The following is a 23,901-nucleotide window of genomic DNA, read 5'->3' as shown; positions in this document are numbered from 1 at the left end:
AGGCGATCAGTATTCGCCGATCGAACCCGCCTGTCTGGCACGGGACATGCCCACCGAGAAGGTGATCAGCCCGATGGGCAGCATCACCGCCGACCAGATCGCCATGTGCAGCAGCGACGGCGCCACCTGCGACAGATCCGCGTCCACCAGCAGCGACTTGCGGATCCCGTCCAGCGCCTGCGTGGTGGGCAGCGCCCACGCCACGGACTGGAGCCACCCGGGGAGGATCGAGATCGGGTACATGACCCCCGACAGCAGCGTCGTCAGCGTGGTGATGCCCCAACGCACCGGATCACCGCGCTTGGTGATGAGCAGAACCCCGCAGCCCGCCAGCCCGAAACTGCCCAACGTGACGACCACCAGCGCCAGAACGGCGATCGTGGCGAGCAGGTTCACCGAGATCGGAATGTCGAAGAAGGCCCCGAACACACCGAACATGACCACGGAACCGACCGTGGTGCCGATCAGCCCCACGACGCCGGAGTACAGCATGACCCGCGTCAGCGGCACCGGCATCACCACCACGGATTCTAGCGTGCCCGTCCGCTGCTCCGTCTGGAGATGGTTGCTGAACGAGCCGAGACTGACCGCGACGAAGCCGGTGAACACCGATCCGGACATCAGGAAACTGATGATGTTGCCGCCGTATCCCTGAATTCCGGCGAACGTGTTTCCGTCCTGGAGGAACTTGCCCATGAGGAGGAACTGCACGAAGGAGATCAGGGACGTGACGGTGCCCAGAGCGATGGCGGTCCTGTACGAGCGGCGCTCCCAATAGATCTGGAGTACGTGGACCCCGAACTGCCGCGCGGTGTTCACTGCGCTCACTGCCCCGCCTCCTGAAGGGTCTTCGGTTCCACGATGGGCCCCGCTTCCCGCCCCGCTTCCGGTTTCGGCTCCGCTTCCGGCTCCGGTTTCGGCTCCGGTTTCGGCAGCGACAGGACGCGGCTGTCCGCGATCCGCAGGAACTGTTCCGTGGCCTTTTCCAGATCCCCCTCGGTGTGTGTGGAGAACAGCACCGAGCCACCGCCCTCGGCGTGTTCCGCGATGATCTCGTGGAAGCGGGCGACGTTCTCGGTGTCGAGGTTCGCCGTCGGCTCGTCGAGCAGGAGCAGGGACGGGCTCCCCAGCAACGCCCGGGCCATCCCGAGGCGTTTGCGCTGGCCCAGCGAGAGCCGCATGAACTGCGTGTCGGCGTACTCCGCCAGCCCCACCCGCTCCAGCAGCCCGGCGATCTCCTGCTTGGCCCGCGCGCCGTAGAGGTCGCGCAGCGAGGCGTAGTACCGCAGGTTCTGCGTGCAGGTCAGCCGGAAGGAGAAGCTGCGCTCCGGGTAGAGGGAGACGCCCAGATGCGCCCGCGCGGCCACGGGCCGGCGCACGATGTCCTCGCCCTGGACGGTCACCGAGCCCGCGTTGGGCGTGATCAGCCCGCACAGGATCTTCAGGAGCGTGGTCTTGCCGGCACCGTTCGATCCGAGCACGGGTACGAGACGGCCGGCGGGAACGGTGAAGTCCACCTCGCTGAACACCGGAGTGGTGGTTTTGCGGTAGGACATCGACATACCGGTGACGGTCAACACGGGACACCTCCGCACAGCATGTACTCCGCGCCGGTGATCCGCTCGGCACCCAAGGACACCAGGGCCACGGCCGTGCCGCCGGAACCGGTCAGGAAGCCGGGAGAGTCCGTCCGCGCGCCCGGAACGTTGTCGTTCCGCATCCCGAAGGCGGCGGCCGGGTCGGCCATGGCCAGCAGCCGGTCCAGCGTCTCCTGGCCCGGTCCCGCCCACCGACGGCCGTGCTTGGCGGCCACCGCGGCGATGTAGCGCTGGATGGTGATCTGGCCGGCTATGCCATGGCACAGGGAGGGGTTGTCGATGTGCCGCAGCTCGACCGGCCGCCGCTCGACGGACTCCAGCAGCCGGATCGCGGTGTCGAGGAAACGCGGGTCCACGCTCGCGCAGTTGGCCAGCGCGACCGCCCCGCCGAGATTCCCGTAGCACCACGCCGACCGCGCCAGCCCCCCTTGTTCGCCCTGCCGCTCCGGAGGGAGCTTGAAATAGGGCAGGTCGGGGCCGTAGTCGGTCTCCACCAGACAGTCCGTGATCAGCTCGCCCAGGGCGCTCACCGCCTCCGGCAGCCCGGGTACGGCCGAGCCGCGCGCCGCCGCCACGCCGAGGACGGAGGCGACGCCCGGGACGCCGTGGGCGAACCCCAGGTTGAGGTAGCCGTCGTGGAGATGCGGGGAGCGGTTCCGCTCGATCTCCGTGATCCTGGCCGGGGGCGTCCACAGCCCCAGCGGCGGGGGCACGACGACGAGGCGGCAGAACTGCTCCACGATGCGGTCGGCCGCGTCCCGCCGCCGCTCGTCGGCGTCCCCGGCGGCCAGCAGATACATCGCGGCCCCGGACAGCCCCGAGATCACGTCGTAGGCGTCGCTGGCCAGCCCGCCGGAGGGCGGCAGCGCGGCCAACTGCTCGTCGACGCGGGTGATCAGAGTGGCTTCCACGTCGTGCAGGGCGCGCCGGTAGCGCTCACCGCCGCGCGAGAGGGCGCGCAGCGCGTACGCCACGCCCGCCGTGCCGTTGAACAGCCCCACTCCGAGGTCCACCGCGTGGGTGTAGGCCTCGATCAGGCGCTTGGCGTGCTCGAAGGCCAGCCTGTCCCAGCCGTCGTCCGGGCGCAGCTCGTCGGCGGCGGAGTAGGCCAGGGCCATGCCGAGGTCGCCCGGGTCCGTGCCGAGCGGGTGCCACGCCTTGAGGGGCTCCGCCGTGAACGGGTCGGGGACGGTCAGCTCGGTCCAGTCGCCGGTGTGGTCGCGCATCCGGTGGAGGATCTCCCAGCCGGTGTCCGCGGCCGCGCTCCGGGCCCTTTCACCGATCGGAGAAAGGGTGTCGTCGATCGGCGAAAGGGTGAGTGAGGGGGGCGTTGAGAGGGTCACCGTTGCTTGGTCGTTCACGGCCGGGCTCCTTCCCTGTGGGCCTGGGATCGTCTGAGGGCGCTGAGCAGGAACAACGCCTGGTATTCGCGGTTCCGGGGAAGGCCCATCCGGTTGGCGAACATGTGCAGGAGGCTCTGCAGGGTCATCGCCCGCAGCCGCCACGGCCTGTCGTCCTTGGCGAGCAGCCGGTTCAGCGCCCGGGTGTCCGCCGACAGCGCGTCGCGGAGCAACGGGCCCGCCGCGATCGCCGCCTCGGACGGCCGCTGTCGTACCAGAGGTCGTACCGCCTTGCGGAGTCCCGGGTCGGCCGAGGCGAACTCGGACCGGTAGCCGCCTGCGACGATCTCCAGCAGGTCGGCGGTCTCCTCGTCGGTGAGCTCCAGGGCCGCGAGGTAGTGGTCCATCAGGTGGGCGGCGTCCCGGAGGATCCGGCCCAGCGTGCCGTCGAGCTTCTCGTCCTCCTCCAGCCGGTAGGCCGCCGGCATCGCCTCCGGTGCCAGGCACAGCTCCGGGTGGGCGGCGAGGAAACGGGACTCGGTGCAGAAGATCCGTTCGGCGACCGGCATCGCGTCGACGCCGCCGTACCGCTCCAGCTCCCGGACGTAGGTGTCGACGGAGAAACGATGCGCCAGACCGTCGCGGACACAGCCGCCGATCACCTCGCGCACCCGGTCGAGCGGCACCGCCGAGGAACGCACCCGGATGCGCAGATGGTCGTCCGGGTCCGCGTAGCGGATGTGGAACCACTGGTCGGGGACGTCCGCGAAGGCCGCCGCCATCCGGGTCAGGACCTCCTGTTGGTTCTCCCGGTCTCCGTAAACCCGCAGATACCACCACTCGGTGCCCGGCGGCAGGGTGCGCACGGCGTCGGCCGTGACATCGAAGCGCGGCACGGGCGGGGGCGCCGGTACGGGCACGGGGCGCAGGGCGACGGCCGAGAACACCCCTTCGCTGGCGTAGCGGTGGCCGTCGCGGTCGCGGACGATGCCCATCCGGCCGGGGACGGGCGCCTCCGTGACGCTCTCGTGCCCGTCGGCGACCTCCCGCCGCAGCAGGTCACGGTGGATCCGGTCGGACAGGTTCAGCAGGAGACGGTTGTCCAGCATGCCGATGTACACGTACTGCGGCAGCCCCGCCTCCGCGGCCCAGCGCCGCAGCCGTTCGTCCTGCTCGTCGGGCGTCCCGGACAGCGGCGGGACGCGCCACGTCGGCAGCGACAGGGTCACCCCGCCGAACTCCACCCCGGGCAGGAAGTCCACCAGGGGTTCCATCTCGCCCCAGGTCCAGGCCGGCCGGACGGAGCCGTCGAGGGCGAGCTCCTGGAGGAACCGGATGACGCCGGTGGCTATCTCCGGGTTGACGAGGTTGGCCGTGCGGATGGCCACCGGCTTCCCGGTGGGCGCGTGGACCAGATGGAACCGGCCCCCGTCGGCCCCGACCAGCAGATCCGCGAACGCGATCTGCTCGGGAGCGGGAGCCGAGGGGTCGTCCTCGAACACACCCGTCGTGACCTTGAGTTGGTAGTCGTACACGCTGGGCGCGACGACCACGTTGTTCACCCGCGAACGGTTGCTGACGTAATCGAGCTCGCACAGGATCGCGTCGGGGTGGGCCGCCTTCTCGGCGGCGGTCAGATCACGGACGTGCGCGTCGACGGAGGGGTCGCCGTACGCGAACCTGCCGCTCGCCTTGCCCGCCGGGATGGCCACGCCGATCGGGGAGAGGGTGATACGGACGTCACTCCCCACTCCCTCGTCGAGCTCATCGAGCTGGAAGAACACGTCGTAGCTCGTCGGCGGCGTCCCGGGGGCGGGCGGGAACGCGGCGAGGTCGTCCTCGGTGATCCGCACCGTGCGCTCCCCCGTGCGGCGGGCACGGTCGATCAGCTCGGCCCGCAGCCGGCGGCCGTAGAGGAACACCTCGTCCTCCCCGTACGAGCTCTCGCTCATCCGGTGCGACGAACCCGGATACCCGGCCGGGGCGCCGATGCCCCGCACAGGGTCGAACACACGGTGCAGCGGGACGAGGGTCTGGCCGAACGCCTCGGCGAACCGGTCGGTGTGGCGCTGGAGCTCCGGGAAGCGCGCCGACAGCAGCGACATGCGGATCATCGCGCTCACGGCGGCCTCCACCTTGGGCGCCACCCCGGCGGGTACCTGTCCGGACAGCGCCAGGGTCAGATCGACCTGGAGCTGCTCCTGCGTGGCGTTGGCGTCGGTGCGCAACGCCGCGTACACGGCGTTCAGTTCGTCGATTCCCTCGCCGACGCGGGTCGCCCGGTAGCCGGCGATGGCCTCCCGTGCCGTGCGCAGCCGCCCGGCCACCTCGCCGTTCTCATCCAGGTCGGCGCGGTTCCAGCGGGCGGCGGGGTCGATGTCGAACGCCGAGGGGGTCAACTCCCGGATCAGGATGCCGCGTTCGACGAGTTCGCCGACGAAACGGACCAGGACCTCGCCGGGCGCGTCCGGGAACGCCTCGCCGAGGCTCTCCCGGATCGCCGTGAGCGTCACGGGCCGCCCCGCCATCCCCATGACGTGCCGCACCGGGGGCGTGTACCGGACGTTGGACGTCTCGTGCACCTTCCCGTCCGCCGCCTGGGGGTTCACCATGACCGCGATCCGGTCCCCGGCCAGATACACGGTCGGGTTGGCCACCACCCGCATCCTGCCGCCGAGTTCGGCGACGGCGCGATCGGTGAGCTGTTTGAGCCAGGGGAATCCGACGCGCGCGTGTTTGCGGTGCTCGCCGGGCCGACCCAGGACCAGCGGTTCGTCCCCGAACCCGGCGAGCGCGCTGCCGCCGAAGACCCCGAACGGCGTGGTGCGCGTGGCGATGCGGATCGCGTACTTCAGCAGGGCCCGGTGAATCGACCGGACCTTTTTGTCCGCCTCTTTTCGGCCTTTGCCGCCCGGCTCCTTCCGGTCGGTGTCCCCGGAGCCGTCTGCGGCGGAAAGCAGCGTATCCACCTGATCGGCCAGCACCGAACTGGCCACCCGGACGGATTCCCGGAAGATATCGTCCGCCCAGAGCGCGCGAATTCCATCGAGCGGGTTTTCGTCAGCGGGCCGGTCCGGATAGAAGCCGGTGGAGCGAATGGGGGTTCGGATCAGCACGCGATCCGACACCCGGTATTCAGAACTTGCCATGAATGAGTACCCCGTCACCAATGTGCAGAGACCGTCGCGGCCAGAATGTCGTTGAGGTCCAGCAGCGTTTCGTCCGTGCCGTACCAGGAATGCACGCCGGTCAGATTAAGAATCACTTCGTCCACCCCGGCCGCCGCATAGCCGGCCAGCCCGGCGGCGATGTCGGACGGACTTCCGTAGAGGAATCCACCGCCGGAGATCAGGGCCCGCGCGGCGGAGACCGGGTCGTTCGCCGGTACATCCACCCCGGCCCGCGCCAGCATGTCGGCGTAGTGCGGCAGGACCAGATGCCCGCCCGCCGACAGATGGGCCAGCTCGACGGGGTGGCGCCCGCGCCGCTCCACGGCCACCGGTACGGCGGCGACGACGGAGGGGCGGGGCCGGCCCGCGGACTCCGCGCCCTTGTCCACCGCCGGCAGCACGGTGTCCCGGATGTAGCCGGCCGGCGCCAGCCAGGTGATCGCGGCGTCGGCGACCTCGCCCGCCACCCGGGCCATCGCGGGCCGCAGCACGCCCAGCCCCAGCCGCACCCGTGGATGGGGCACCGGCGTCAACGCCTCGCCCGGGTGGAAATACCCGGGCGCCCCCGCCGGCCGTTCCGCGCCCTGGCCCGGGCCCCCGGCCGGGGGGTCCCAGCGCTGCGCGAGACAGCTCCGGGTGGCGCGGATGAACTCGGCGGCCGCGTCGACGGGCCTGTCGTAGGCGGCGCCGAGCCGCGCCGTCTGCGTCGCCCGGCTGCCCGGCCCGTATCCCATGACGGCCGGCTGCCCGGTGACCGCCGCCACGGTGCGCGCCTCCAGCGCGGCCTGGGCCGGATGGCGCAGCGGGGTGACCAGGACGCAGGTCCCGGCCGGGACCGGATATCCGGCGCCGGCGAGATAGGCGAAGGTCGCGGCGGGCTCGAGCCCGTAACTCTGGCCCTGCCACAGGCGGGAGAGCTGGGAGTCGTGGGCCACGTAGCGCGCGAACGGCACCGCCTGCTCGGCGGTGGCGGGCACGGTGGGGATCAGCAGTGACAGTCTCATCACTGGTCCACCGAGGCCAGGCCGATGCTCCGGAGGTAGGAGCCGGACAGTACGGCGCAGAACGGGTCGTCCCCGGTGGCGGTCGGCTCCGCCAGCTCCCACCGGTCGATCAGCCGGCTCGCGGCCTTGATCAGCTCCTGGTCGCCGGAGTCGAGGACGCTCCGGACCAATTGGTCCTCCAGCGTCTGCCGCAACGAGACCGCGAACGGACTGTCGCACTCCGGCAGACACGGCCCGTGATACAGCGTCAGCGCGTCCCTCACCCGGCCCGCCTTGAGCAGGCCGAGCACCAGGAGCGCGTCGACCATGACGGGCGCGGCCAGGACGTAGCGGCGCCCCAGGGCCTCGTAGCGCACGTCGACCCCGAGCTTCCGGGCCCGGTACGCCAGGGTGGGCAGTGTCGACGCGGAGACGTCCCGTTCGTAGATGCGATGGTGCAGTCCGTCGCGGCTCATCGAGCCGCCCGCCACGGCCAGCGCCGTGATGAATTCCATCGCCCTGCTGCTGGTGACCGGCCGGCCGTCCACTTCGTAGCGGCCCAGGACACTGACCCGCAGCCGGGCCGGAATGTCCACCGTTAATTGCGCATCCAGATCGAAGTGCGGCAATGCCGTGGATGCGGAGGTCTCAGATTCTTTCCATGGCGCTTTGTAATCCGATGCCAATTCTGGCACTCGTCCCCCAAACCCCGTTTATGTTGCGAAAGAACACCCCTTAGAGCGGCCGGTGCACCAAAATCGACCAGACCTGATCAAATGGGGCGGTCACATGCACGTTACACGCTATTCACATGGCGCTTCTTGGGTCAACGGGGTATCGCCCACGTCACACCGAGACATGAGCCAACAACTGTGTGTAGGTGGCACGTTTATTCACGAACCGGACGAGCGTCACCCCATTTGCGGTGCATTCAGGGTCCATTTTTGGCCAACCCCACCCACGTGAAAGCCGTGTGATCGAGGCGTGAATTCCCCCTGGCAGGTTGTGTCTCGGCGAACGGACCGGCCGTTCGCACCGACCCGGTACGGGTACCTCACGAAAGGACACGAAGATGTCTGACTTCGACCTCGACGCCAAGGTTCTGAACGACGAGCAGGCTGCCAACGGCCCGATGATCACCAGCATCTCGCTGTGCACCCCCGGCTGCCCCTCGGCCGCCGGCTGCACCACGAGCGTCTGCACCCAGGGCTGCCACATCAGCAAGTAAGCACATGGGCGCGGGTGTTCGACTGTGCATCACTGCGGTTGAACGCCTACGCGTCTGCAAGTCCGCTTCAGGCGAGACTAGTCCGGGCGTTCCTGTTGCACACGGGAGCGCCCGGCTCTTCGCGTGAAGGCCGCCAACTCGCCCCGGAATCACCTATCGTGAGCATTCACCTGTACGACACCGGCGCCCGGCAGATCCGTGACTTCTCCCCGCTGATCCCGGGCCGCGTCTCGATCTACCTGTGCGGGGCGACCGTACAGGCAGCGCCGCACATCGGGCACATCCGCTCGGGCCTGAACTTCGACATCATGCGCCGCTGGTTCGCCTACCGCGGCTACGACGTGACGTTCGTACGCAACGTCACGGACATCGACGACAAGATCCTGGCGAAGGCCGCCGAGCAGGGCCGCCCCTGGTGGGCGATCGGCTACGCCAATGAGCACGCGTTCAACGACGGCTACGCCGCCCTGGGCTGCCTGCCGCCGACGGTGGAGCCGCGGGCGACCGGGCATGTCACCGAGATGGTCGAGATGATGCGCGGCCTGATCGAGCGCGGCCACGCCTACGCGGCTGACGGCGATGTCTACTTCGACGTGCGGTCCTTCCCCGGGTACCTGGAGCTGTCCAACCAGGACCTGGACCATCTGCTCCAACCCTCCGGCGAGGGCGAGACCGGCAAACGGGATCCGCGCGACTTCGCCATGTGGAAGGCCGCGAAAGAGGGCGAGCCGAGCTGGGAGACGCCGTGGGGGCGGGGCCGTCCGGGCTGGCACCTGGAGTGCTCCGCCATGGCGCACAAATATCTGGGCGCCGCGTTCGACATCCACGGTGGCGGCCTGGACCTGATCTTCCCGCACCACGAGAACGAGATCGCGCAGGCCAAGGCCTTCGGCGACGACTTCGCCTCGTACTGGCTCCACAACGCGTGGGTGACCATCAGCGGCGAGAAGATGGCGAAGTCGCTGGGCAACTCGGTGCTCGTCTCCGAGATGGTCAAGCAGTGGCGCCCGATCGTGCTGCGCTACTACCTGGGCACCCCCCACTACCGGTCGATGATCGAGTACAGCGAGGAGGCCCTGCACGAGGCCGAGGCGGCGTTCGCCCGCATCGAGGGCTTTATGCAGCGCGTCGTGGAGCTGGCCGGATCCGTCGAGCCCGCCGCCGAGGTGCCGCCGGCGTTCGCGGAGGCGATGGACGACGATTTCGGGGTGCCGCAGGCGCTGGCGATCGTCCACACCACCGTCCGCCAGGGCAACTCCGCGCTGACCGCCGGCGACAAGGAGGCCGCCGTCGCCCGGCTGGCCGAGGTCCGCGCCATGCTCGGCGTCCTGGGCCTGGACCCGCTGGACGATCACTGGGCGGGCACCGGAACCCGTCGCGGAGATGATCTCCACGCCGTGGTGGACTCCCTGGTCAGGATGGTGCTGGAGCAGCGCGAGAGCGCCCGGGGCCGCAAGGACTACGCGGCCGCCGACGCCATCCGCGATCAGCTCCAGCAGTCCGGCCTCGCCATCGAGGACACCCCCTCCGGGCCTCGCTGGACCCCGCCATCGAACTGACGGCCGGATTCCGGATGGGGTGAGACCGGCCCCCAAGCCAGCCCTATGTCCGTATTGTGCGGATATTCTATGGACTATGAGCCAGCCAGGTCGGCCGCTGTTCCGTCGTTCCCCCCACGGCGGATGGTCCCCTGTCCAGCTCTCCCCGGTGATCCTCACCGTGGTCATCGCCGCCCTGGCGTACAACACGCCCAGGCGCATGGCCTTCAGCCGCCTCCTGCCCGCCGCGCCCGCCCTCGCCGCCGCCATGTGGCCCGTGCTCCCCACCGTCCTGCTGGGCACGGTCTGCCTGTTTCTCATGATCGGCCTCAGCATCGTGTTCCCCGGCCTGGGGACGTGGTGGACGGCGGGCGGGATCGTCGCGGTCACCGTGGCGGCCGCGTACGGCAGCCATGTCCGGCTCCAGCGGGAACGGATCCTCTTTCAAGTGCGACTCGTCGCCGACGCCGCCCAGACGGTGGTCCTGGGGGCCATGCCACGCTGCTTCGGGGGCATCCAGATCGACTCGCTGTATCTCGCGGCCGCGGCGGAGGCCCGCATCGGCGGCGACTTCTACGAGGCGGCCGACACCCGGTACGGGGTCCGGCTGCTCATCGGCGACGTACGGGGCAAGGGCCTGCCGGCGGTGGGGGCGGCCGCGGCGGTGGTCAACTCCTTCCGGGAGGCCGCCCACGACGAGGCGGACCTGAGCGGCGTCGCGCGCCGCCTGGAGGCCAGCAGCAACCGCTACAGCGCCGCGTTTCCACCGGAAGACCTGGTGGAACGCTTCACAACCGCCCTGCTCGTCGAGATCCCGCACGAGATGGACAGCCTCAGAGTCCTCAATTGCGGCCATCCACCGCCGCTCCTCCTCAACCACGGCGAGCTCCGCACCCTCCAGCCCAGCGACCCCTCACCGCTGCTCAACCTCGCGGAGCTCATCGGCGGCCAGTACACCGTCGACACCTTCGACATCGCCGCCGGCGGTCAACTGCTCCTCTACACGGACGGCGTCACCGAGGCCCGCGGCCACGACGGCGCGTTCTTCCCCCTGGCCGACTGGATGCGGCGGCAGGACGCCGCCCATCCCCGCGAACTCCTCGACAGCCTCCACCGCGATCTCCTCAGCTACAGCGACGGAGGCCTCAACGACGACATCGCCGCCCTGGCGGTACGGATCGGCTGACGGCCGTACGGCGTGCGCCCCGCGCCCCGCGGAGGGACCATCGCCCCATGGACCGTGACCCTGGCCGTCCCCTCCGGCTGGCACAGCAGGAGGACGCCGACGCGCTGCTCTCGCGCAGCCCGCTCGCCGCCCTCGTCGGCATGCTGCTGGACCAGCAGATCCCCATGGAGTGGGCCTTCACCGGCCCGTACACCATCGCCCGGCGGCTCGGGCGCGACGATCTGGACGCGCACGAGATCGCGGCGTACGACCCCGAGGCGTTCGCGGCGCTGTGCGCCGAGAAACCGGCCGTGCACCGGTACCCGGGGTCGATGGCGGGACGGGTGCAGCAGCTGTGCCGGTACCTGGTCGAGCACTACGACGGGGACGCGAGCGCGGTGTGGACCGGGTCGGGATCGGGGCGCGAGCTGCTGGAGCGGCTCCAGGCGCTGCCGGGGTTCGGCCGGCAGAAGGCACAGATCTTCCTGGCGCTGCTGGGCAAGCGGCTGGAGGTGACGCCGGAGGGCTGGCGGGAGGCGGCCGGGAGCTATGGGGAGGCGGGGTCGTACCGCTCGGTCGCCGACATCACCGGGCCGGAGTCCCTGGAGAAGGTCCGGGCCTACAAGCAGGAAATGAAACGAGCCGCCAAGAAGGCAGCGGTCAAGAAGACGTGAGACCACCCCCTCGACCTGCGGCGCGTCGCGCCGCGTGTCGGGAGGGGAGCGCCGGAAGACTGTCCCCATGAGCAGCGCCAAAGCATTCCTCGAAGGCGGCCCGGACGATCTGCCGGAGCGGGTCGTGCCGATCACACCTCCCGGGGTCGAGCTGAAGGTCCCGTTCAAGGGTGGTTACGAGCACTTCAAGGCCACCCCGCGGCATCAGGACACCGCCGAAGGCCGGCTGCGCGTCTTCGAGTGGTGGGAGCGGACCGAGATCGCCGAGTGAGCCGGTGACCAGCGGGTGATCGCGGTGGCCCGGACCGGCCGGGAGATCGGATTCCATAGCCGGGAGTCCGGAATGCGGACTCCCGGGGAAAGAATTCTCGCTCAGGAGTTCCATGCATCACTCCCGGTATGCGGCTGATTGTCGCCATCGCACTCCCGCGCCATGGCTGCGCCGGGAGCCGCTCGCCCGGTAGGCTTTCCGTGTGATCTTCAAGCGCATCGGCAACGGGCGGCCGTACCCCGACCACGGCAGGGAAAGCACCCGCCAGTGGGCGGACGTTGCCCCCCGCCCGGTACGCCTGGACCAGTTGGTGACCACCAAGCAGCAGCTCGACCTCGAGACGCTGCTCGCGGAGGACTCGACGTTCTACGGCGACCTCTTCGCGCACGTCGTGAAGTGGCGTGGCGACCTCTACCTGGAGGACGGGCTGCACCGGGCGGTACGGGCCGCTCTTCAGCAGCGCCAGGTGCTGCACGCGCGCGTGCTCGAGCTCGACTGACCCGTCGAAATTCATATCGAACTCCGCACTCGCATTCGAGTCGAGTGGGTTTCGAAAACGGTCGCATGGGCGGCTATTGGCCCTTTTGGGTAGGGGTCCGGGCAAACCGTTGATCATCTAGTAGGCAGCGGCTCCGCCCGGCACTACGCTGCGCTCATGAGCATGCTCACCCCTCCTGGCATGGGTGGTAAGTACCGCATCACGGGCCATCGGTTCCCGCATACGCGCCGCGCCCGCAACCGCCGAAGGATCGTGCTCGCCGGCACCGCCACGGCCGTCGCGCTGGGGCTGGCCGGGTGGGGAACGATCCAGCTCGTCGACGTCTTCTCGGGCGGGCCGACCACGACACGGGCGGCGGCCCCGGCGAAACGCAACGGCGACTGCAAGAGCGGCTCCGAAGCGGCCGGGGCGGCCGGAGCCGCCGGACGGAAGCTGCCCCGGGACGTGCCCCGGCCCGGCGACATCACCGTCAACGTCTACAACGCCACGCCGCGCGGCGGGCTCGCCAAGATCACGGCGGATGAGCTGGAACGGCGCGGCTTCAGGATCGGCAAGGTGGGCAACGCCCAGGAGGACTACGACAAAAAGGTGAACGGCACCGGGGTGCTGCTGGGGTCCAAGGATTCCCTGGAAGGCGCGCTCCGGGTGCTGGGCACCCAGCTCGCCGGGGCGGAGGCCAAGGGCGACCAGCGCGAGGGGCAGGACGTGGACCTCGTGCTGGGGGCGGCCTATCAGGGGCTGACGCCGCAGGAGGAGGCGGAGAAGGGGTTGGCGGCGCTGGAGCGGGGTGAGGTGCCGCCTTCGCCTTCGGCGCCTTCACAGGCGCCGTCCTCGGCGGCTCCGGCCGCCCCGGCTGCACCGAAGGCCGGCCCGCCCGCCAAGTGCTGACGCCCTTGGCGGGGGGCGCGGTGAGCCCGTGCGGGCCGGTGGGCCGTTTGTGCCCACCCGTTCCGCCCTGCGGAACGACTGCCCACAAACGGGGGTGTCAGCCCGCCGTGCCGTACATTCGGTCGCCCGCGTCGCCGAGGCCCGGGACGATGTAGCCGTGCTCGTTGAGGCGCTCGTCCACGGAGGCGGTGACGACGGTCACCGGGGCGCCCTCGAGCTCGCGCTCCATGATCTCGACGCCCTCCGGCGCGGCCAGCAGGCAGATCGCGGTGACGTCGTCCGCGCCACGGGCGATCAGCTCGTTGATCGCGGCGACCAGCGTGCCGCCGGTGGCGAGCATCGGGTCCAGCACGTAGACCTGGCGACCGGAGAGGTCCTCGGGCATCCGCGTCGCGTACGTCTCCGCCTTGAGGGTCTCCTCATTGCGGATCATGCCGAGGAAGCCGACCTCGGCCGTCGGCAGCAGCCGGACCATGCCGTCGAGCATGCCCAGGCCGGCCCGGAGGATCGGCACCACCAGCGGGCGCGGGTGGGAGAGCCGGACGCCGGTGGTGGCCGTCACGGGGGACTCGATGCTGACCTGCTCGGTGCGCACGTCGCGCGTGGCCTCGTACGCGAGCAGGGTGACCAGCTCGTCGCAGAGGCGCCGGAAGGTGGGGGAATCGGTGCGCTTGTCGCGCAGGGTGGTGAGCTTGTGAGCCACCAGGGGGTGGTCGACGACGTGGATCCGCATGACATCGACATTAACCGAGCTTTAATGCCCGAGCGCCCGCCCGGGCGCCACAGCGGGGCCACGAGGGACCTTCCACAGTCTGTCGCAGCCCTGGCATCAAACCACCACTTAGGGGGAAAGTGGGCACGTACGCCCGGTCTGTCGCCGGGCGAGGACCTCGGCACGAGGTGGTGCTGCCCATGGCTGGCCGTGACAGGCGGGGATCCGGGTCGGCTGCCCGGACGCCCCAGGAGGCGACGGAAGCGGACCCCCGGAAACCGGACTCCATAGACCCGGCGCGCCGGACGCCCGGCGAGCGGAGGGACCCCAGACGGCCCCGGGAGGCCGCCGGCCCCGCCCCGGACGACGGGACGGAGAGCGCCGAGGACCGCAGACGACGACGCGCCCAGTTCCTCCGTGAGCTGAACGAGGCCAAGGAGCTGCGCGACCGCGTACAGCCGCGCCGGGCCCGGGCGGCCCGGATGCGTCAGCAGATGCGGATGCGCACCTTCCGCTGGTGACCGGCGGACCCGCCCGCGCCACGCCCGTACGGCGCCCTCACGGGCCCCACGTGAGCGACATCTCTCGGACTGCTGCACGACGCAGCGCGGAAGACCTCTCGCAACGCCCAGGTTTCTGCCACGATTCCGAGTGGGCGGGGTGGTCCCCGTCCGACCCGGCACCGCCTATGACCAGTGGGAGAGTCACGGTGTACTTCGCCGCAATGCTCGCGCGCACCGAAGACGGGTGGGTAGCGAGCGACACAGAACTCGACAACGTGGAGACCCTGTCCGACATCGCCGACATCGCCCGCGAGGCCTCGGAGGACGACGACACGGTCCTGGTGCTCATCGAGCAGGAGGACGCCTGGTTCGGCGTCGTCCGGGTGGACGGCGAGGACGACCCCCGGGTCTTTCTCTCGAACGCCGCCGTCGCCAACCGCAGCTCGTACGGGACGATGCTCGTCGACGAGCTCCTGGGGCACGAGGACGACGAGGGTGACGATCTGGACACCCTCGACCTCGACGGCACCGAGGACGGCGAACCCGAGGCCGGGGAGGACGACGGCGACGACGGGGCGGCCGGCTCCGTCGCGCCCAGCGGCCCGCTGGGCGACGGCAGGCTGCTGGAGGACCTGGGGGTGAGCGAGAAGGAGCTCCTGGCTCTGGACGGGGACGCCCTCGGCACGATCGCCGAGGCCCTCGGCTGCACGGACGTCCTGGAGGCCGTCCGCTGACGTCCGCCCGGACGGGTGCGCTCACACTGGTGCCATGAACGAAGCCGTCCACGACTCAGCCGTCCCGGTCCACGACCCGGTGCGCGACCCCTGGCTCGCCCCCATGCGGGCCGCCCTGGCGGAGGCCGCGGCGGCCCCCGCCACGGGCGACGTGCCGGTGGGCGCCGTCGTGCTGGACCGGGACGGCTCCGTCATCGGCCGCGGCCGCAACGAGCGCGAGGCCACCGGCGACCCCACCGGCCACGCGGAGGTCCTCGCGATCCGCGAGGCCGCGCGGGCCGTCGGTGAGTGGCGGCTTTCGGGCTGCACCCTCGTCGTCACCCTCGAACCCTGCACGATGTGCGCGGGAGCGATCGTCCTCTCCCGGGTGGACCGCGTCGTCTACGGCGCCGCCGACGAGAAGGCCGGTGCGGCCGGCTCCCTCTGGGACGTGGTCCGCGACCGCCGCCTCAACCACCGTCCCGAGGTGATTTCCGGGGTCCTCGCCGACGAGTGCGCCGAGCTGCTCACCCGCTTCTTCCGCGACAGGTGACCAGGACCACACCCGTACGACCCGGAACGGATTTCAGGGCACGGCCCACCGTCCGCTAAGCTCTCTCTCGGTAGCGTGTCCGAGCGGCCTAAGGAGCACGCCTCGAAAGCGTGTGTGGGGGCAACTCCACCGTGGGTTCAAATCCCACCGCTACCGCTTATGGGAACCGCCCCGATCCGGACACCGGATCGGGGCGGTTCTTTGCTTCCCTGCCGCCCCGACAGCGATTTCACGCTGCCCCGCCGGCGCGACGCGCCCGGGCGGACGGGGCTCGCGGATCGATTCCGGTCATCTCATGGTCCGGACCAAGCGGACGCCCGGCGGCGGAGCCCTTGCCCCCGATCGGTGGCCGCGGCATCACGCTCCGTCAGTCGATCAATTCCGGACCGTGTCGGAATCTCCCGTCTTGTGGCATGGACCCACCGACCGGACGATCGGTCTGCGCTCCCGCGCGGGCACCGCGCGGGCTCTTCGAGGAGGACCGCATGAACGATCGACTCAGTCTCGCGCCCGATGCCGCACGGCAGTTGGCCACGACCACCAAGACCACCCCGCAGATGCGCGGGATCACGCCCCGCTACCTGCTGCGCGCGCTGCCCTGGGTCGACGTCGAGTCCGGCGTCTACCGGGTCAACCGCCGCCGGACGTTCATCCTCGGCGACGACCGCATCAGCTGCTACTCCGAGGGCGGCACCAACCGCGTCGTCCCCGAGGACCTGCGCGAACTGCCCTTCCTGCGCGACGCCGACGCGGCACTGCTGGCCGAACTCGCGGGCTCCTTCGAGCAGATGACCTTCGAGCCCGGGCAGATCATCGGCGCCGAGGGCGAGACCTGCGACAAGCTGACCGTGATCGTCAGCGGTCGCGCCGAGAAGCGGGTCACCGGCCGGTACGGCGAGGACGCGCTGCTGGAGGTCATAGGCGACGGCCAGTTCTTCTGTCTGGACTCCTGGACCCGATGTCAGCCCTTGCCGTTCCGGGTCAAGGCGGTCACCTCCGGTGTCGCCCTGACCGTCGGGCTCGACGCGCTCAACGCGCTGGCCGACCGCGACGCGGGCCTGCGGGCCGCGCTCGACGCCCACATCGCGGGCGAGGCCCCCCTGCCCGGCTCCGAGGTGCCCGTCGACCTCGCCTCCGGCCACACCGGCGAACCCGAACTGCCGGGCACGTACGTGGAGTACGAGGACACGCCCCGCGAGTACCACATGACCCTCGCCCAGACCGTGCTGCGCGTCCACACCCGCGTCTCCGACCTCTACAACGCGCCCATGGACCAGACCCGGGTCCAGGCCGACCTCACCATCCAGGCGCTCCGCGAGCGCCAGGAGGCGATGATCCTCAACCACCCCGAGTTCGGCCTGTTCAACAATGTCGCCCCGGGCCAGCGCGTCCAGCCGCGCACCGGCGCGCCGACCCCCGACGACCTCGACGAGCTGCTCTCCCGGGTGTGGAAGCAGCCCAGCTTCTTCCTCGCCCACCCCAAGGCCATCGCCGCCTTCGGCCGCGAGTGCACCCGCCGGGGCGTCCCGCCGGTGATCGACACCCGCTTCGGCAGCCCGCTGATCACCTGGCGCGGGGTGCCGCTGCTCCCCTCCGACAAGGTGCGCTTCCAGGGCGCCGGCGGCGCCGCGACCACCGAGATCCTGCTGATGCGGGTGGGCGAGGCCGAGCAGGGCGTCATCGGGCTGCGCCCGGCCGGGGTGCCGGACGAGGTCGAGCCGGGCCTGTCGATGCGGAACATGGGCACGGACCAGAAGGCCATCACCTCGTACCTGCTGTCGGCGTACTTCAACGCCGCGGTGCTGGTGGAGGACGCGCTCGCGGTCCTCCAGAACGTCGAGGTGTCGAAGTACCATGACTATTCCTGACGTCGGGACGTACCGGGGGATGCCGACCGACCGGTCGTGGGCCCAAGTGCCTTCCGTAGCCCCTTCCGCGGCACCGCAGTCCGTGCCGCAGTCCACCCCGCCGCGCGGGCGCGGCTTCGACCCGATGGAGGCCCGGGCGGACGTCCCCGTCCTCCACCGCACCGTCAACGGCCATCCGCTCGTCTGGCTGGACAACGGCGCGACCACCCAGAAGCCGCGTCAGGTCATCGAGGCGCTCACCGCCTACTACAGCGCGGCCAACTCCAACATCCACCGCGGCGCGCACACCATGGCCCGCGAGGCCACGGACACGTACGAGGCGGGCCGGCAGGCCGTCGCGGACCTGCTGGGCGCGGCCTCCCCCGACAGCGTCGTCTTCACCCGGGGCACCACCGAGGCCATCAACCTCGTGGCCCAGACCTGGGGACGCGCGAACATCGGCCCCGGCGACGAGATCCTCGTCGCCACGCTGGAGCACCACTCCAACATCGTGCCCTGGCAGTTGCTCGCCAAGGAGAAGCGGGCCCGGCTCGTGCCCATCCCGCTCCTCCCGGACGGCAGCATCGACCAGGCCGCCTTCGCGGACCTGCTCTCCTTCCGCACCCAGCTCGTCGCCGTCAGCCAGGCGTCGAACGTGCTGGGCACCGTGCCACCGGTGAAGGAGATGACCGCACTGGCGCACCGCTACGGGGCGAAGGTGCTGATCGACGGGGCCCAGGCGGTGGCGCACTTCCCCGTCGACGTCCAGGACCTGGACGCGGACTTCTACGTCTTCTCCGGGCACAAGCTGTTCGCCCCGACGGGCATCGGCGCGCTCTACGGCAAGCCGGAACTGCTCGCCGCCATGCCGCCCTGGCAGGGCGGCGGCAACATGATCGACCAGGTCGACTTCGCGGGCAGCACCTACGCGCCGGTGCCGCACCGCTTCGAGGCCGGCACCGGGCACATCTCCGGGGTCGCCGGGCTGCTGGCGGCGATCAACTGGCTGACCGGCTTCGACCGTGAGGCCGTCGCCGCCTACGAGAACGGGCTGCTGGCCTACGCCGAGCAAGCCATGTCCCAGGTGCCGGGGATCGCCGTCCTGGGCTCGGCGCCGGAGAAGATCGCGACACTGACGTTCACCCTGGCCGGGCACGACCCGGTCGCCATCGCCCGCTCGCTCGACCAGGACGGCATCGCCGTCCGCGCGGGGCACCACTGCGCCCAGCCCTCGCTGCGCCACTACGGCGTGGAGAGCGCGGCGCGGGCCTCGCTGGCGCTCTACAACACACGGGAGGACGTCGACCGGCTGGTCGCGTCCCTGCTGCGGCTGACGTCCGGAAGCTGATGTCGGGAAGCTGATGTCCGGAGGCTGATGTCCGGAGGCTGACAGCCCCGAGCCCGTACCCCCTCATGGGGGTACGGGCTCGGGCCGTCCCGGGGATCAGCCGAGCACGGCGGCGAACATGCCGGGCTCGTAGGAGCCTCCCCGCTGGTGCACGATCACGGCGAGCCTGTTGGCCGCGTTGACCAGGGCGACCAGGGAGACCAGCGCGGCGATCTGGTCGTCGTCGAAGTGCTCGCGCACCCGGTCCCAGGTCCCGTCGGACACGCCCTCATGGGCGTCGGCGAGCCGGGTGCCCTCCTCGGCGAGCGCCAGCGCCGCCCGCTCGGCCTCGGTGAACACGGTGGTCTCGCGCCAGACGGCGACCAGGCCGAGCCGCACCGCGGTCTCACCGGCGGCCGCGGCCTCCTGGATGTGCATGTCGACGCACCAGCCGCAACCGTTGATCTGGCTGACGCGCAGCGCCACCAGCTCCTGCGTGGACTGCGGCAGCGACGACTGCTGAATCGCCATGCCGGCGTTGGCGAACCGCTTGGCGAACTTCACGCCGATCTCGTTCCCGAGCATGTTGAACCGGGCGTCCATGGTTTCGTCCTCACTCGTGATGTCGTAACTCGTGGTGTGGCTTCGACGAACACGAGATGCCGGCGCGCCGCTCCCTGTAACGGGGCGGCCGTGTGACGTGCGCCATCGCTCACCGGTGTCACAAAGCCGCGTCCGGCGGCGTCTTGTGCGCGTGAATATCGTGAATACGGAGAACCCCGCCACCGAGGCGTTCGTCGCCCATCGCAACCTGCTGTTCACCGTCGCCTACGAGATGCTCGGCTCGGCCGCCGACGCGGAGGACGTCCTCCAGGAGACCTGGCTGCGCTGGTCGGGCGTCGACCTCGGCGTGGTGCGGGACCGGCGCGCCTACCTGGTCCGGATCACCACCCGACAGGCGCTGGGCCGGCTGCGGACGCTCGGCCGCCGCAAGGAGTCCTACGTCGGCACCTGGCTGCCCGAACCGCTGCTCACCGCCCCGGACGTGGCCGAGGACGTCGAGCTCGCCGACAGCGTCTCGACGGCGATGCTGCTGGTGCTGGAGACGCTCGCGCCGACCGAGCGGGCGGTGTTCGTACTGCGCGAGGTGTTCGACCTCGGGTACGACGAGATCGCCGAAGCCGTCGGCAAGTCCCCGGCCGCGGTCCGCCAGATCGCGCACCGGGCACGGGCGCACGTCGCGGCGCGCCGCCCGCGCGGGTCCGTCTCCCCGGCCGAGACCCAGGACGCGCTCGACGCGTTCCGGAGGGCCACCGAGACGGGCGACATCCAGGGCCTGCTCGACATCCTCGCGCCGGACGTCGTCTTCCTGGGCGACGGCGGCGGAGTCAAACAGGCCGTCCTGCGGCCGATCGTGGGCGCCGACAAGGTGGGCCGGCTGCTGGCCGCCGGGCTGGGCAGGATCGCCGCCACGGGGTCGCTGCGGCCGACCCTCGTCAACGGCCACCCGGCGCTGATCCTCCAGCTCGACGGCGAGCTCGACACCGTCCTGACGGTGCGCGTCGAGGACGGCCTCATCACCGGGTTCTACGCGGTGCGCAACCCCGAGAAGCTGTCGCGCATGGGGCGGGAGACCGCGCTGCGCCGCTGAGCCCTGGTCTTCCCGCTGAGCCTTCGTCTTCCCGCTGTCTTCCCGTGCCGGACAGGAGCACCACGAGTACTGTCTATTTACGCACTATTTCGTACGATTCGAGGAGCGGATCGCCCGTGCCCGGTGACGAGGAGCCCCAGCCCCAGCCGGAACAGCACCGCCTCCGGTTCCATGTGCTCGGCCCCGTACGGGCCGACCGCGACGGCCAGCCGCTGCCGCTCGGCTCCCCACAGGAGCGCGCCACCCTCGCGGTCCTGCTGCTGCGCGACGGCCGCTCCCTCACCGCCTCCGAACTCGTCGACGCCCTCTGGGGCGACGACCCGCCCCACCGCGCCATGGACACCCTGCGCGCCTACGTCACCCGGCTGCGCGCCGTCCTGGAGCCCGGCCGGCCCTTCCGGGGCCGCGCGAAGGTCCTCGTCTCCACCGGCGGCGGCTACGCCGTGCGGGTGCCGCCCGGAAGCCTGGACGCGACCGTGTTCGAGGAACACCTCGCGGCCGCCGCCGGCGCCCGCGCGGCCGGCGACCCCGCCGGGGCGTACACGCGGCTGACCACCGCCCTGGCCCTGTGGGAGGGCACCGCGCTGGCCGGGCTGACCGGCCCGTACGCCGAACGGGAGCGCGAGCGGCTCACCGAACTGCGCGCCACCGCCCGCGAGGACCACTTCGACTGCGCCCTCGCGCTGGGCCGGCACTCCGAATCGGTGGCCGGGCTGCGCGCCCTGACCGCCGAACAGCCCCTGCGCGAGAAGCCGCGCGCCCTGCTGATGCTGGCCCTCCACCGCGCCGGGCGGCAGTCCGAGGCCCTCGCGGTGTTCAGCGAGACCGGGCGCCTGCTCCCCGAGGGGCCCGGCCCCGAACTCGTCCGGCTGCGCGAACGGATCCTCGCGGGCGACCCCGCCCTCGCGGCCCCGGGCGCGGCGCCGGCCGCGGACGTACGGGGGGCGGGGGCGGGTGCGCCTGTACTTGTGTCCGCCGTACCCGACCGTCTGCCGCCGGAACCCGCCGGTTTCACCGGCCGCGAGACCCTCACCACCGAGGTACGCGAGGCCCTCGCCGCCGGGGACGTCGTCGTCCTCACCGGGCCCGGCGGCGCCGGCAAGACCGCGCTGGCCGTGCACACCGCCCGTGCCGTTCGCGCCGCGTACCCCGACGGCCTGCTCTACGCGGACTTGCGCGGCACGGACACGGCCCTGGTGGACCTGCTGTACGCGCTCGGCGTCACCGACGCCGCCCTCCCGGGCGGCGTGGAGCGCCGGGCCGCGCTCTACCGCTCCCTGCTCGCCGACCGGCGCGTGCTCGTCGTCCTCGACGACGCCCACGACCCCGCGCAGGTGCTCCCCCTGCTGCCCTGCGCGCCCGGCTGCGCGGCGCTCGTCACCACCCGCTCCCGGGACCTCGGCCCCGGCCTCGACCTGCCGGGCGTCCGGACGGTCGACGTGGGCGCCATGGAGGAGAAGGAGGCGCTGGCCCTGCTGACGGCGGCCGGCGGCGGCCGCGCCGTCGCCTCGGCCGTCGCCGGGGGCGACGCCGCCCGCGCCGTCGTCGGCGCCTGCGCACGGCTGCCGCTGGCCCTGCGGATCGCGGGCGCGCTCCTCACCACGCCCCCGGCTTGGCCCCCGTCCGACCTCGCCGCCCGGCTCGCCGAGGAGCGGCAACGGCTCGACACGCTGCACGCCGACGCGTCCTGCACCGATGCGCGGCCCGACGCCGACCGCCCCGGCGACCCGCAGGCCGGCGCCGACCTCGCCCTGGAGACCGTCTGCCGGGTCGCGCACGACGCGCTGGAGCCCGAGGCGGCCCGTGCCTTCCGGCTGCTGGCCCTTCCCGACGCCGGGCCGCTCGACGACGACTCGGCCGCCGCCGTCCTCGACCTCCCGGAGAACGCTCGGGCCGAAGCCGTCACCGGCGGGCTCACCCGCGCCGGGCTGCTGGAGTCACCCGCCCCGGGCCGCCACGGCCACCACGCCCTGGTGCGGCTGTTCGCCCGGCGGCAGAGCGAACGTACCGACAGCCCGCCCGTTCGCGACGCGGCGCTGCTGCGCCTCCTCGACCACCAACTGGCCACCGCCGTCACCGCGCTCCTGCGCCTGAACCCCGACAGCCCCCTGCCCCGCCACCTCCTCCACCACCTCGCCACCGCGGGCCGCCCCCTCGCCGACGGCGGCGCCGCCCGCGCCTGGACGCACGACGCCCACGCGCGCGTGCTCGCCACCGTGCGGCAGGTCCTGGCGCAGGACGTCCCCGGCGCCCTGCGCCCCGCCGTCGACCTGCTGACCGTCTGGGCCGACCTGACCGCGGACACCGCCCGCCGCCAGGACCTGGAGCCGCCCGCCCGGCAGGCCCTGGACCGGGCCCGGGAACAGGGCGACGACACCGCCGCCGCCCGTACGCTGCGCCTGCTCGCCGCGCCCCGCCCCGGGCCGGACGGTCTTGACCGCGCCGCGCACGACCTGCGGGAAGCCCTGCGCCTGGCCGAAGGGGCCCACGATCCGCTCACGCCCCTCCTCGCCGGGTACGAACTCGGCGTCGTCCTGCTGGAGCTGGACCGCGCCGACGAGGCGCTGCCCCTGCTCGTACGGGCCGAGGAGGGCCTCGGCCGGGAGGGCTCGACGGGCGCCGCCGCGGAGGCGCTGGCCCACGCGGCGCGCGCGTACATCGCGCTGGGCCGGCCCGAGGAGTCCCTCGCCGCCGCCGACACGGCGGCCGAGCGTGCCCGGGAGCTCGGCCACGGCCGGACCCTCGCGCTGGTGCTCCTCCAGACGGGCCGCGCCCATCTGCGGGCCGACCGGACGTCGGCGGCGGCCGACCGGCTGCGGGAGGCCCTGGCCGTCGAACCGGAAGGGACCGCGCCGCGCCGGGAGGCCCTGGTGTGGGCGTGGCTGGCGCGCTGCCGGCTCGCGCAGCTCCGGCACCGCGAGGCCGTCGCGGCCGCGGACCGCGCGCTGGCGCTGGAGGCCGGGCCGGGGGACGACCGCGTCCGGGGCCTGGCTCTGGCCGCCCGCGGCCGGGCCCAGCTGGCGCTCGGCGAACCCCGGCTCGCGCTGGGCGCGCTGCGGGAGGCGTACGAGGTGCTGGCGCGGGGCGGGGCGGCGGAGGCGGCGGAGGTCGCTTCGCTGCTGGACGAGGTGTTCCCGGTGGGTGGTCGGGGGCGGGGTGGGGCGGACGGGCCCTTCCGGGGCTGACCTCTTCGCGGTGCCTGCTATTGCGGTGCGGGATGCCCGGAATTTGGCCCCAGCGC

The 23,901-nt window shown here is 71.8% G+C and carries 22 protein-coding genes and 1 tRNA gene; 15 read left to right on the top strand and 8 right to left on the bottom strand.

From position 1 onward, the window contains the following. Window positions 1–6: 6 nt before the first annotated feature. Genes RM609_RS30530 through RM609_RS30505 form a run of 6 tightly spaced genes read right to left on the bottom strand, consistent with a single transcriptional unit; the run spans window position 7 to window position 7,687 of the window. The gene (locus tag RM609_RS30530) at window positions 7–828 is read right to left on the bottom strand and encodes an ABC transporter permease (protein ID WP_311615209.1); all 822 of its coding nucleotides are present in this window, start codon (window positions 826–828) and stop codon (window positions 7–9) included. After that, a complete protein-coding gene (gene ccmA / locus RM609_RS30525) occupies window positions 825–1,577 on the bottom strand; it encodes a heme ABC exporter ATP-binding protein CcmA (protein ID WP_311615208.1) in 753 nt (250 codons plus the stop codon). The genes RM609_RS30530 and ccmA overlap by 4 nt, the downstream gene beginning before the upstream one ends. After that, complete coding sequence (locus tag RM609_RS30520; protein ID WP_311615206.1) at window positions 1,574–2,959, bottom strand: lanthionine synthetase C family protein; 1,386 nt, start codon at window positions 2,957–2,959, stop codon at window positions 1,574–1,576. The genes ccmA and RM609_RS30520 overlap by 4 nt, the downstream gene beginning before the upstream one ends. Then, window positions 2,956–6,054 (bottom strand): lantibiotic dehydratase, encoded by a 3,099-nt coding sequence (locus RM609_RS30515; RefSeq protein ID WP_311615204.1) that lies wholly within the window; start codon window positions 6,052–6,054, stop codon window positions 2,956–2,958. Before RM609_RS30515 ends, RM609_RS30520 begins: the two co-directional genes overlap by 4 nt. A 47-nt stretch (window positions 6,055–6,101) precedes the next feature. Further along, complete coding sequence (locus RM609_RS30510) at window positions 6,102–7,112, bottom strand: LLM class flavin-dependent oxidoreductase (RefSeq protein ID WP_311615202.1); 1,011 nt, start codon at window positions 7,110–7,112, stop codon at window positions 6,102–6,104. Further along, the gene (locus RM609_RS30505; protein WP_311615200.1) at window positions 7,112–7,687 is read right to left on the bottom strand and encodes a hypothetical protein; all 576 of its coding nucleotides are present in this window, start codon (window positions 7,685–7,687) and stop codon (window positions 7,112–7,114) included. The genes RM609_RS30510 and RM609_RS30505 overlap by 1 nt, the downstream gene beginning before the upstream one ends. 476 nt (window positions 7,688–8,163) lie before the next feature. On the opposite strand from RM609_RS30505, the gene RM609_RS30500 reads away from it, so the two are divergent. From RM609_RS30500 to RM609_RS30470, 7 genes are all read left to right on the top strand, one after another. Continuing rightward, window positions 8,164–8,319: a gallidermin family lantibiotic gene (locus RM609_RS30500; protein WP_311615198.1), complete on the top strand. Its 156-nt coding sequence runs from the start codon at window positions 8,164–8,166 to the stop codon at window positions 8,317–8,319. A 158-nt stretch (window positions 8,320–8,477) separates the two neighbouring features. Continuing rightward, on the top strand, window positions 8,478–9,878 hold the full coding sequence (gene cysS, locus RM609_RS30495; RefSeq protein ID WP_311615196.1) for a cysteine--tRNA ligase: 1,401 nt from the start codon (window positions 8,478–8,480) through the stop codon (window positions 9,876–9,878). 76 nt (window positions 9,879–9,954) lie between these two features. Then, window positions 9,955–11,043 carry a PP2C family protein-serine/threonine phosphatase gene (locus tag RM609_RS30490; protein WP_311615194.1) on the top strand — a complete coding sequence of 363 codons (1,089 nt, stop codon included), beginning with the start codon at window positions 9,955–9,957 and terminating at the stop codon, window positions 11,041–11,043. A 47-nt stretch (window positions 11,044–11,090) separates the two neighbouring features. After that, window positions 11,091–11,696, top strand: coding sequence for an HhH-GPD-type base excision DNA repair protein (locus RM609_RS30485; protein ID WP_311615192.1), 606 nt, complete (start codon window positions 11,091–11,093; stop codon window positions 11,694–11,696). Between the two features lie 67 nt (window positions 11,697–11,763). Continuing rightward, on the top strand, window positions 11,764–11,967 hold the full coding sequence (locus RM609_RS30480; RefSeq protein ID WP_311615190.1) for a DUF5988 family protein: 204 nt from the start codon (window positions 11,764–11,766) through the stop codon (window positions 11,965–11,967). Between the two features lie 202 nt (window positions 11,968–12,169). Beyond that, complete coding sequence (locus RM609_RS30475) at window positions 12,170–12,466, top strand: type II toxin-antitoxin system VapB family antitoxin (RefSeq protein WP_004929488.1); 297 nt, start codon at window positions 12,170–12,172, stop codon at window positions 12,464–12,466. A gap of 156 nt (window positions 12,467–12,622) precedes the next feature. Beyond that, the gene (locus RM609_RS30470) at window positions 12,623–13,354 is read left to right on the top strand and encodes a LytR C-terminal domain-containing protein (protein ID WP_311615187.1); all 732 of its coding nucleotides are present in this window, start codon (window positions 12,623–12,625) and stop codon (window positions 13,352–13,354) included. Between the two features lie 97 nt (window positions 13,355–13,451). Here RM609_RS30470 and upp read toward each other — a convergent pair whose 3' ends face one another. Next, on the bottom strand, window positions 13,452–14,087 hold the full coding sequence (gene upp / locus RM609_RS30465; protein ID WP_311615185.1) for a uracil phosphoribosyltransferase: 636 nt from the start codon (window positions 14,085–14,087) through the stop codon (window positions 13,452–13,454). Between the two features lie 266 nt (window positions 14,088–14,353). Here upp and RM609_RS30460 point away from each other — a divergent pair, with 266 nt between their 5' ends. The 6 genes from RM609_RS30460 (at window position 14,354) to RM609_RS30435 (ending at window position 19,030) form a co-directional block, all read left to right on the top strand. Next, window positions 14,354–14,587: a hypothetical protein gene (locus tag RM609_RS30460; RefSeq protein ID WP_438828576.1), complete on the top strand. Its 234-nt coding sequence runs from the start codon at window positions 14,354–14,356 to the stop codon at window positions 14,585–14,587. A 188-nt stretch (window positions 14,588–14,775) separates the two neighbouring features. After that, window positions 14,776–15,303 (top strand): tRNA adenosine deaminase-associated protein, encoded by a 528-nt coding sequence (locus tag RM609_RS30455; RefSeq protein WP_311615181.1) that lies wholly within the window; start codon window positions 14,776–14,778, stop codon window positions 15,301–15,303. A gap of 34 nt (window positions 15,304–15,337) precedes the next feature. Continuing rightward, complete coding sequence (gene tadA, locus RM609_RS30450; RefSeq protein ID WP_229355692.1) at window positions 15,338–15,835, top strand: tRNA adenosine(34) deaminase TadA; 498 nt, start codon at window positions 15,338–15,340, stop codon at window positions 15,833–15,835. 69 nt (window positions 15,836–15,904) lie between these two features. Then, window positions 15,905–15,991: transfer RNA gene (locus RM609_RS30445), tRNA-Ser, on the top strand. Between the two features lie 329 nt (window positions 15,992–16,320). Next, entirely contained in the window at window positions 16,321–17,703 is a 1,383-nt protein-coding gene (locus RM609_RS30440; protein WP_311615177.1) for a family 2B encapsulin nanocompartment shell protein, read from the top strand. Continuing rightward, the gene (locus RM609_RS30435) at window positions 17,690–19,030 is read left to right on the top strand and encodes a SufS family cysteine desulfurase (RefSeq protein WP_311615175.1); all 1,341 of its coding nucleotides are present in this window, start codon (window positions 17,690–17,692) and stop codon (window positions 19,028–19,030) included. Before RM609_RS30440 ends, RM609_RS30435 begins: the two co-directional genes overlap by 14 nt. A 96-nt stretch (window positions 19,031–19,126) precedes the next feature. Here the strand turns inward: RM609_RS30435 and RM609_RS30430 are convergent, their stop codons facing one another. Beyond that, a complete protein-coding gene (locus RM609_RS30430; RefSeq protein ID WP_311615173.1) occupies window positions 19,127–19,612 on the bottom strand; it encodes a carboxymuconolactone decarboxylase family protein in 486 nt (161 codons plus the stop codon). Between the two features lie 151 nt (window positions 19,613–19,763). Here RM609_RS30430 and RM609_RS30425 point away from each other — a divergent pair, with 151 nt between their 5' ends. Next, entirely contained in the window at window positions 19,764–20,660 is an 897-nt protein-coding gene (locus RM609_RS30425; RefSeq protein ID WP_311615171.1) for an RNA polymerase sigma-70 factor, read from the top strand. 116 nt (window positions 20,661–20,776) lie between these two features. Next, the gene (locus RM609_RS30420; RefSeq protein WP_311615169.1) at window positions 20,777–23,845 is read left to right on the top strand and encodes an AfsR/SARP family transcriptional regulator; all 3,069 of its coding nucleotides are present in this window, start codon (window positions 20,777–20,779) and stop codon (window positions 23,843–23,845) included. Window positions 23,846–23,901 lie beyond the last annotated feature (56 nt).

This window comes from Streptomyces hesseae, assembly GCF_031845785.1.
GTDB lineage: Bacteria > Actinomycetota > Actinomycetes > Streptomycetales > Streptomycetaceae > Streptomyces > Streptomyces hesseae.
This window is presented reverse-complemented; position numbering and strand designations above follow the sequence as displayed.

What these genes read in the sequence shown, in the direction of transcription:
- RM609_RS30510 (WP_311615202.1), bottom strand. Translation starts at nt 7,112, where the DNA reads ATGAGACTGTCACTGCTGATCCCCACCGTGCCCGCCACCGCCGAGCAG.
- RM609_RS30500 (WP_311615198.1), top strand. Translation starts at nt 8,164, where the DNA reads ATGTCTGACTTCGACCTCGACGCCAAGGTTCTGAACGACGAGCAGGCT.
- RM609_RS30490 (WP_311615194.1), top strand. Translation starts at nt 9,955, where the DNA reads ATGAGCCAGCCAGGTCGGCCGCTGTTCCGTCGTTCCCCCCACGGCGGA.
- RM609_RS30485 (WP_311615192.1), top strand. Translation starts at nt 11,091, where the DNA reads ATGGACCGTGACCCTGGCCGTCCCCTCCGGCTGGCACAGCAGGAGGAC.
- RM609_RS30480 (WP_311615190.1), top strand. Translation starts at nt 11,764, where the DNA reads ATGAGCAGCGCCAAAGCATTCCTCGAAGGCGGCCCGGACGATCTGCCG.
- RM609_RS30470 (WP_311615187.1), top strand. Translation starts at nt 12,623, where the DNA reads ATGAGCATGCTCACCCCTCCTGGCATGGGTGGTAAGTACCGCATCACG.
- upp (WP_311615185.1), bottom strand. Translation starts at nt 14,087, where the DNA reads ATGCGGATCCACGTCGTCGACCACCCCCTGGTGGCTCACAAGCTCACC.
- tadA (WP_229355692.1), top strand. Translation starts at nt 15,338, where the DNA reads ATGAACGAAGCCGTCCACGACTCAGCCGTCCCGGTCCACGACCCGGTG.
- RM609_RS30440 (WP_311615177.1), top strand. Translation starts at nt 16,321, where the DNA reads ATGAACGATCGACTCAGTCTCGCGCCCGATGCCGCACGGCAGTTGGCC.
- RM609_RS30435 (WP_311615175.1), top strand. Translation starts at nt 17,690, where the DNA reads ATGACTATTCCTGACGTCGGGACGTACCGGGGGATGCCGACCGACCGG.
- RM609_RS30430 (WP_311615173.1), bottom strand. Translation starts at nt 19,612, where the DNA reads ATGGACGCCCGGTTCAACATGCTCGGGAACGAGATCGGCGTGAAGTTC.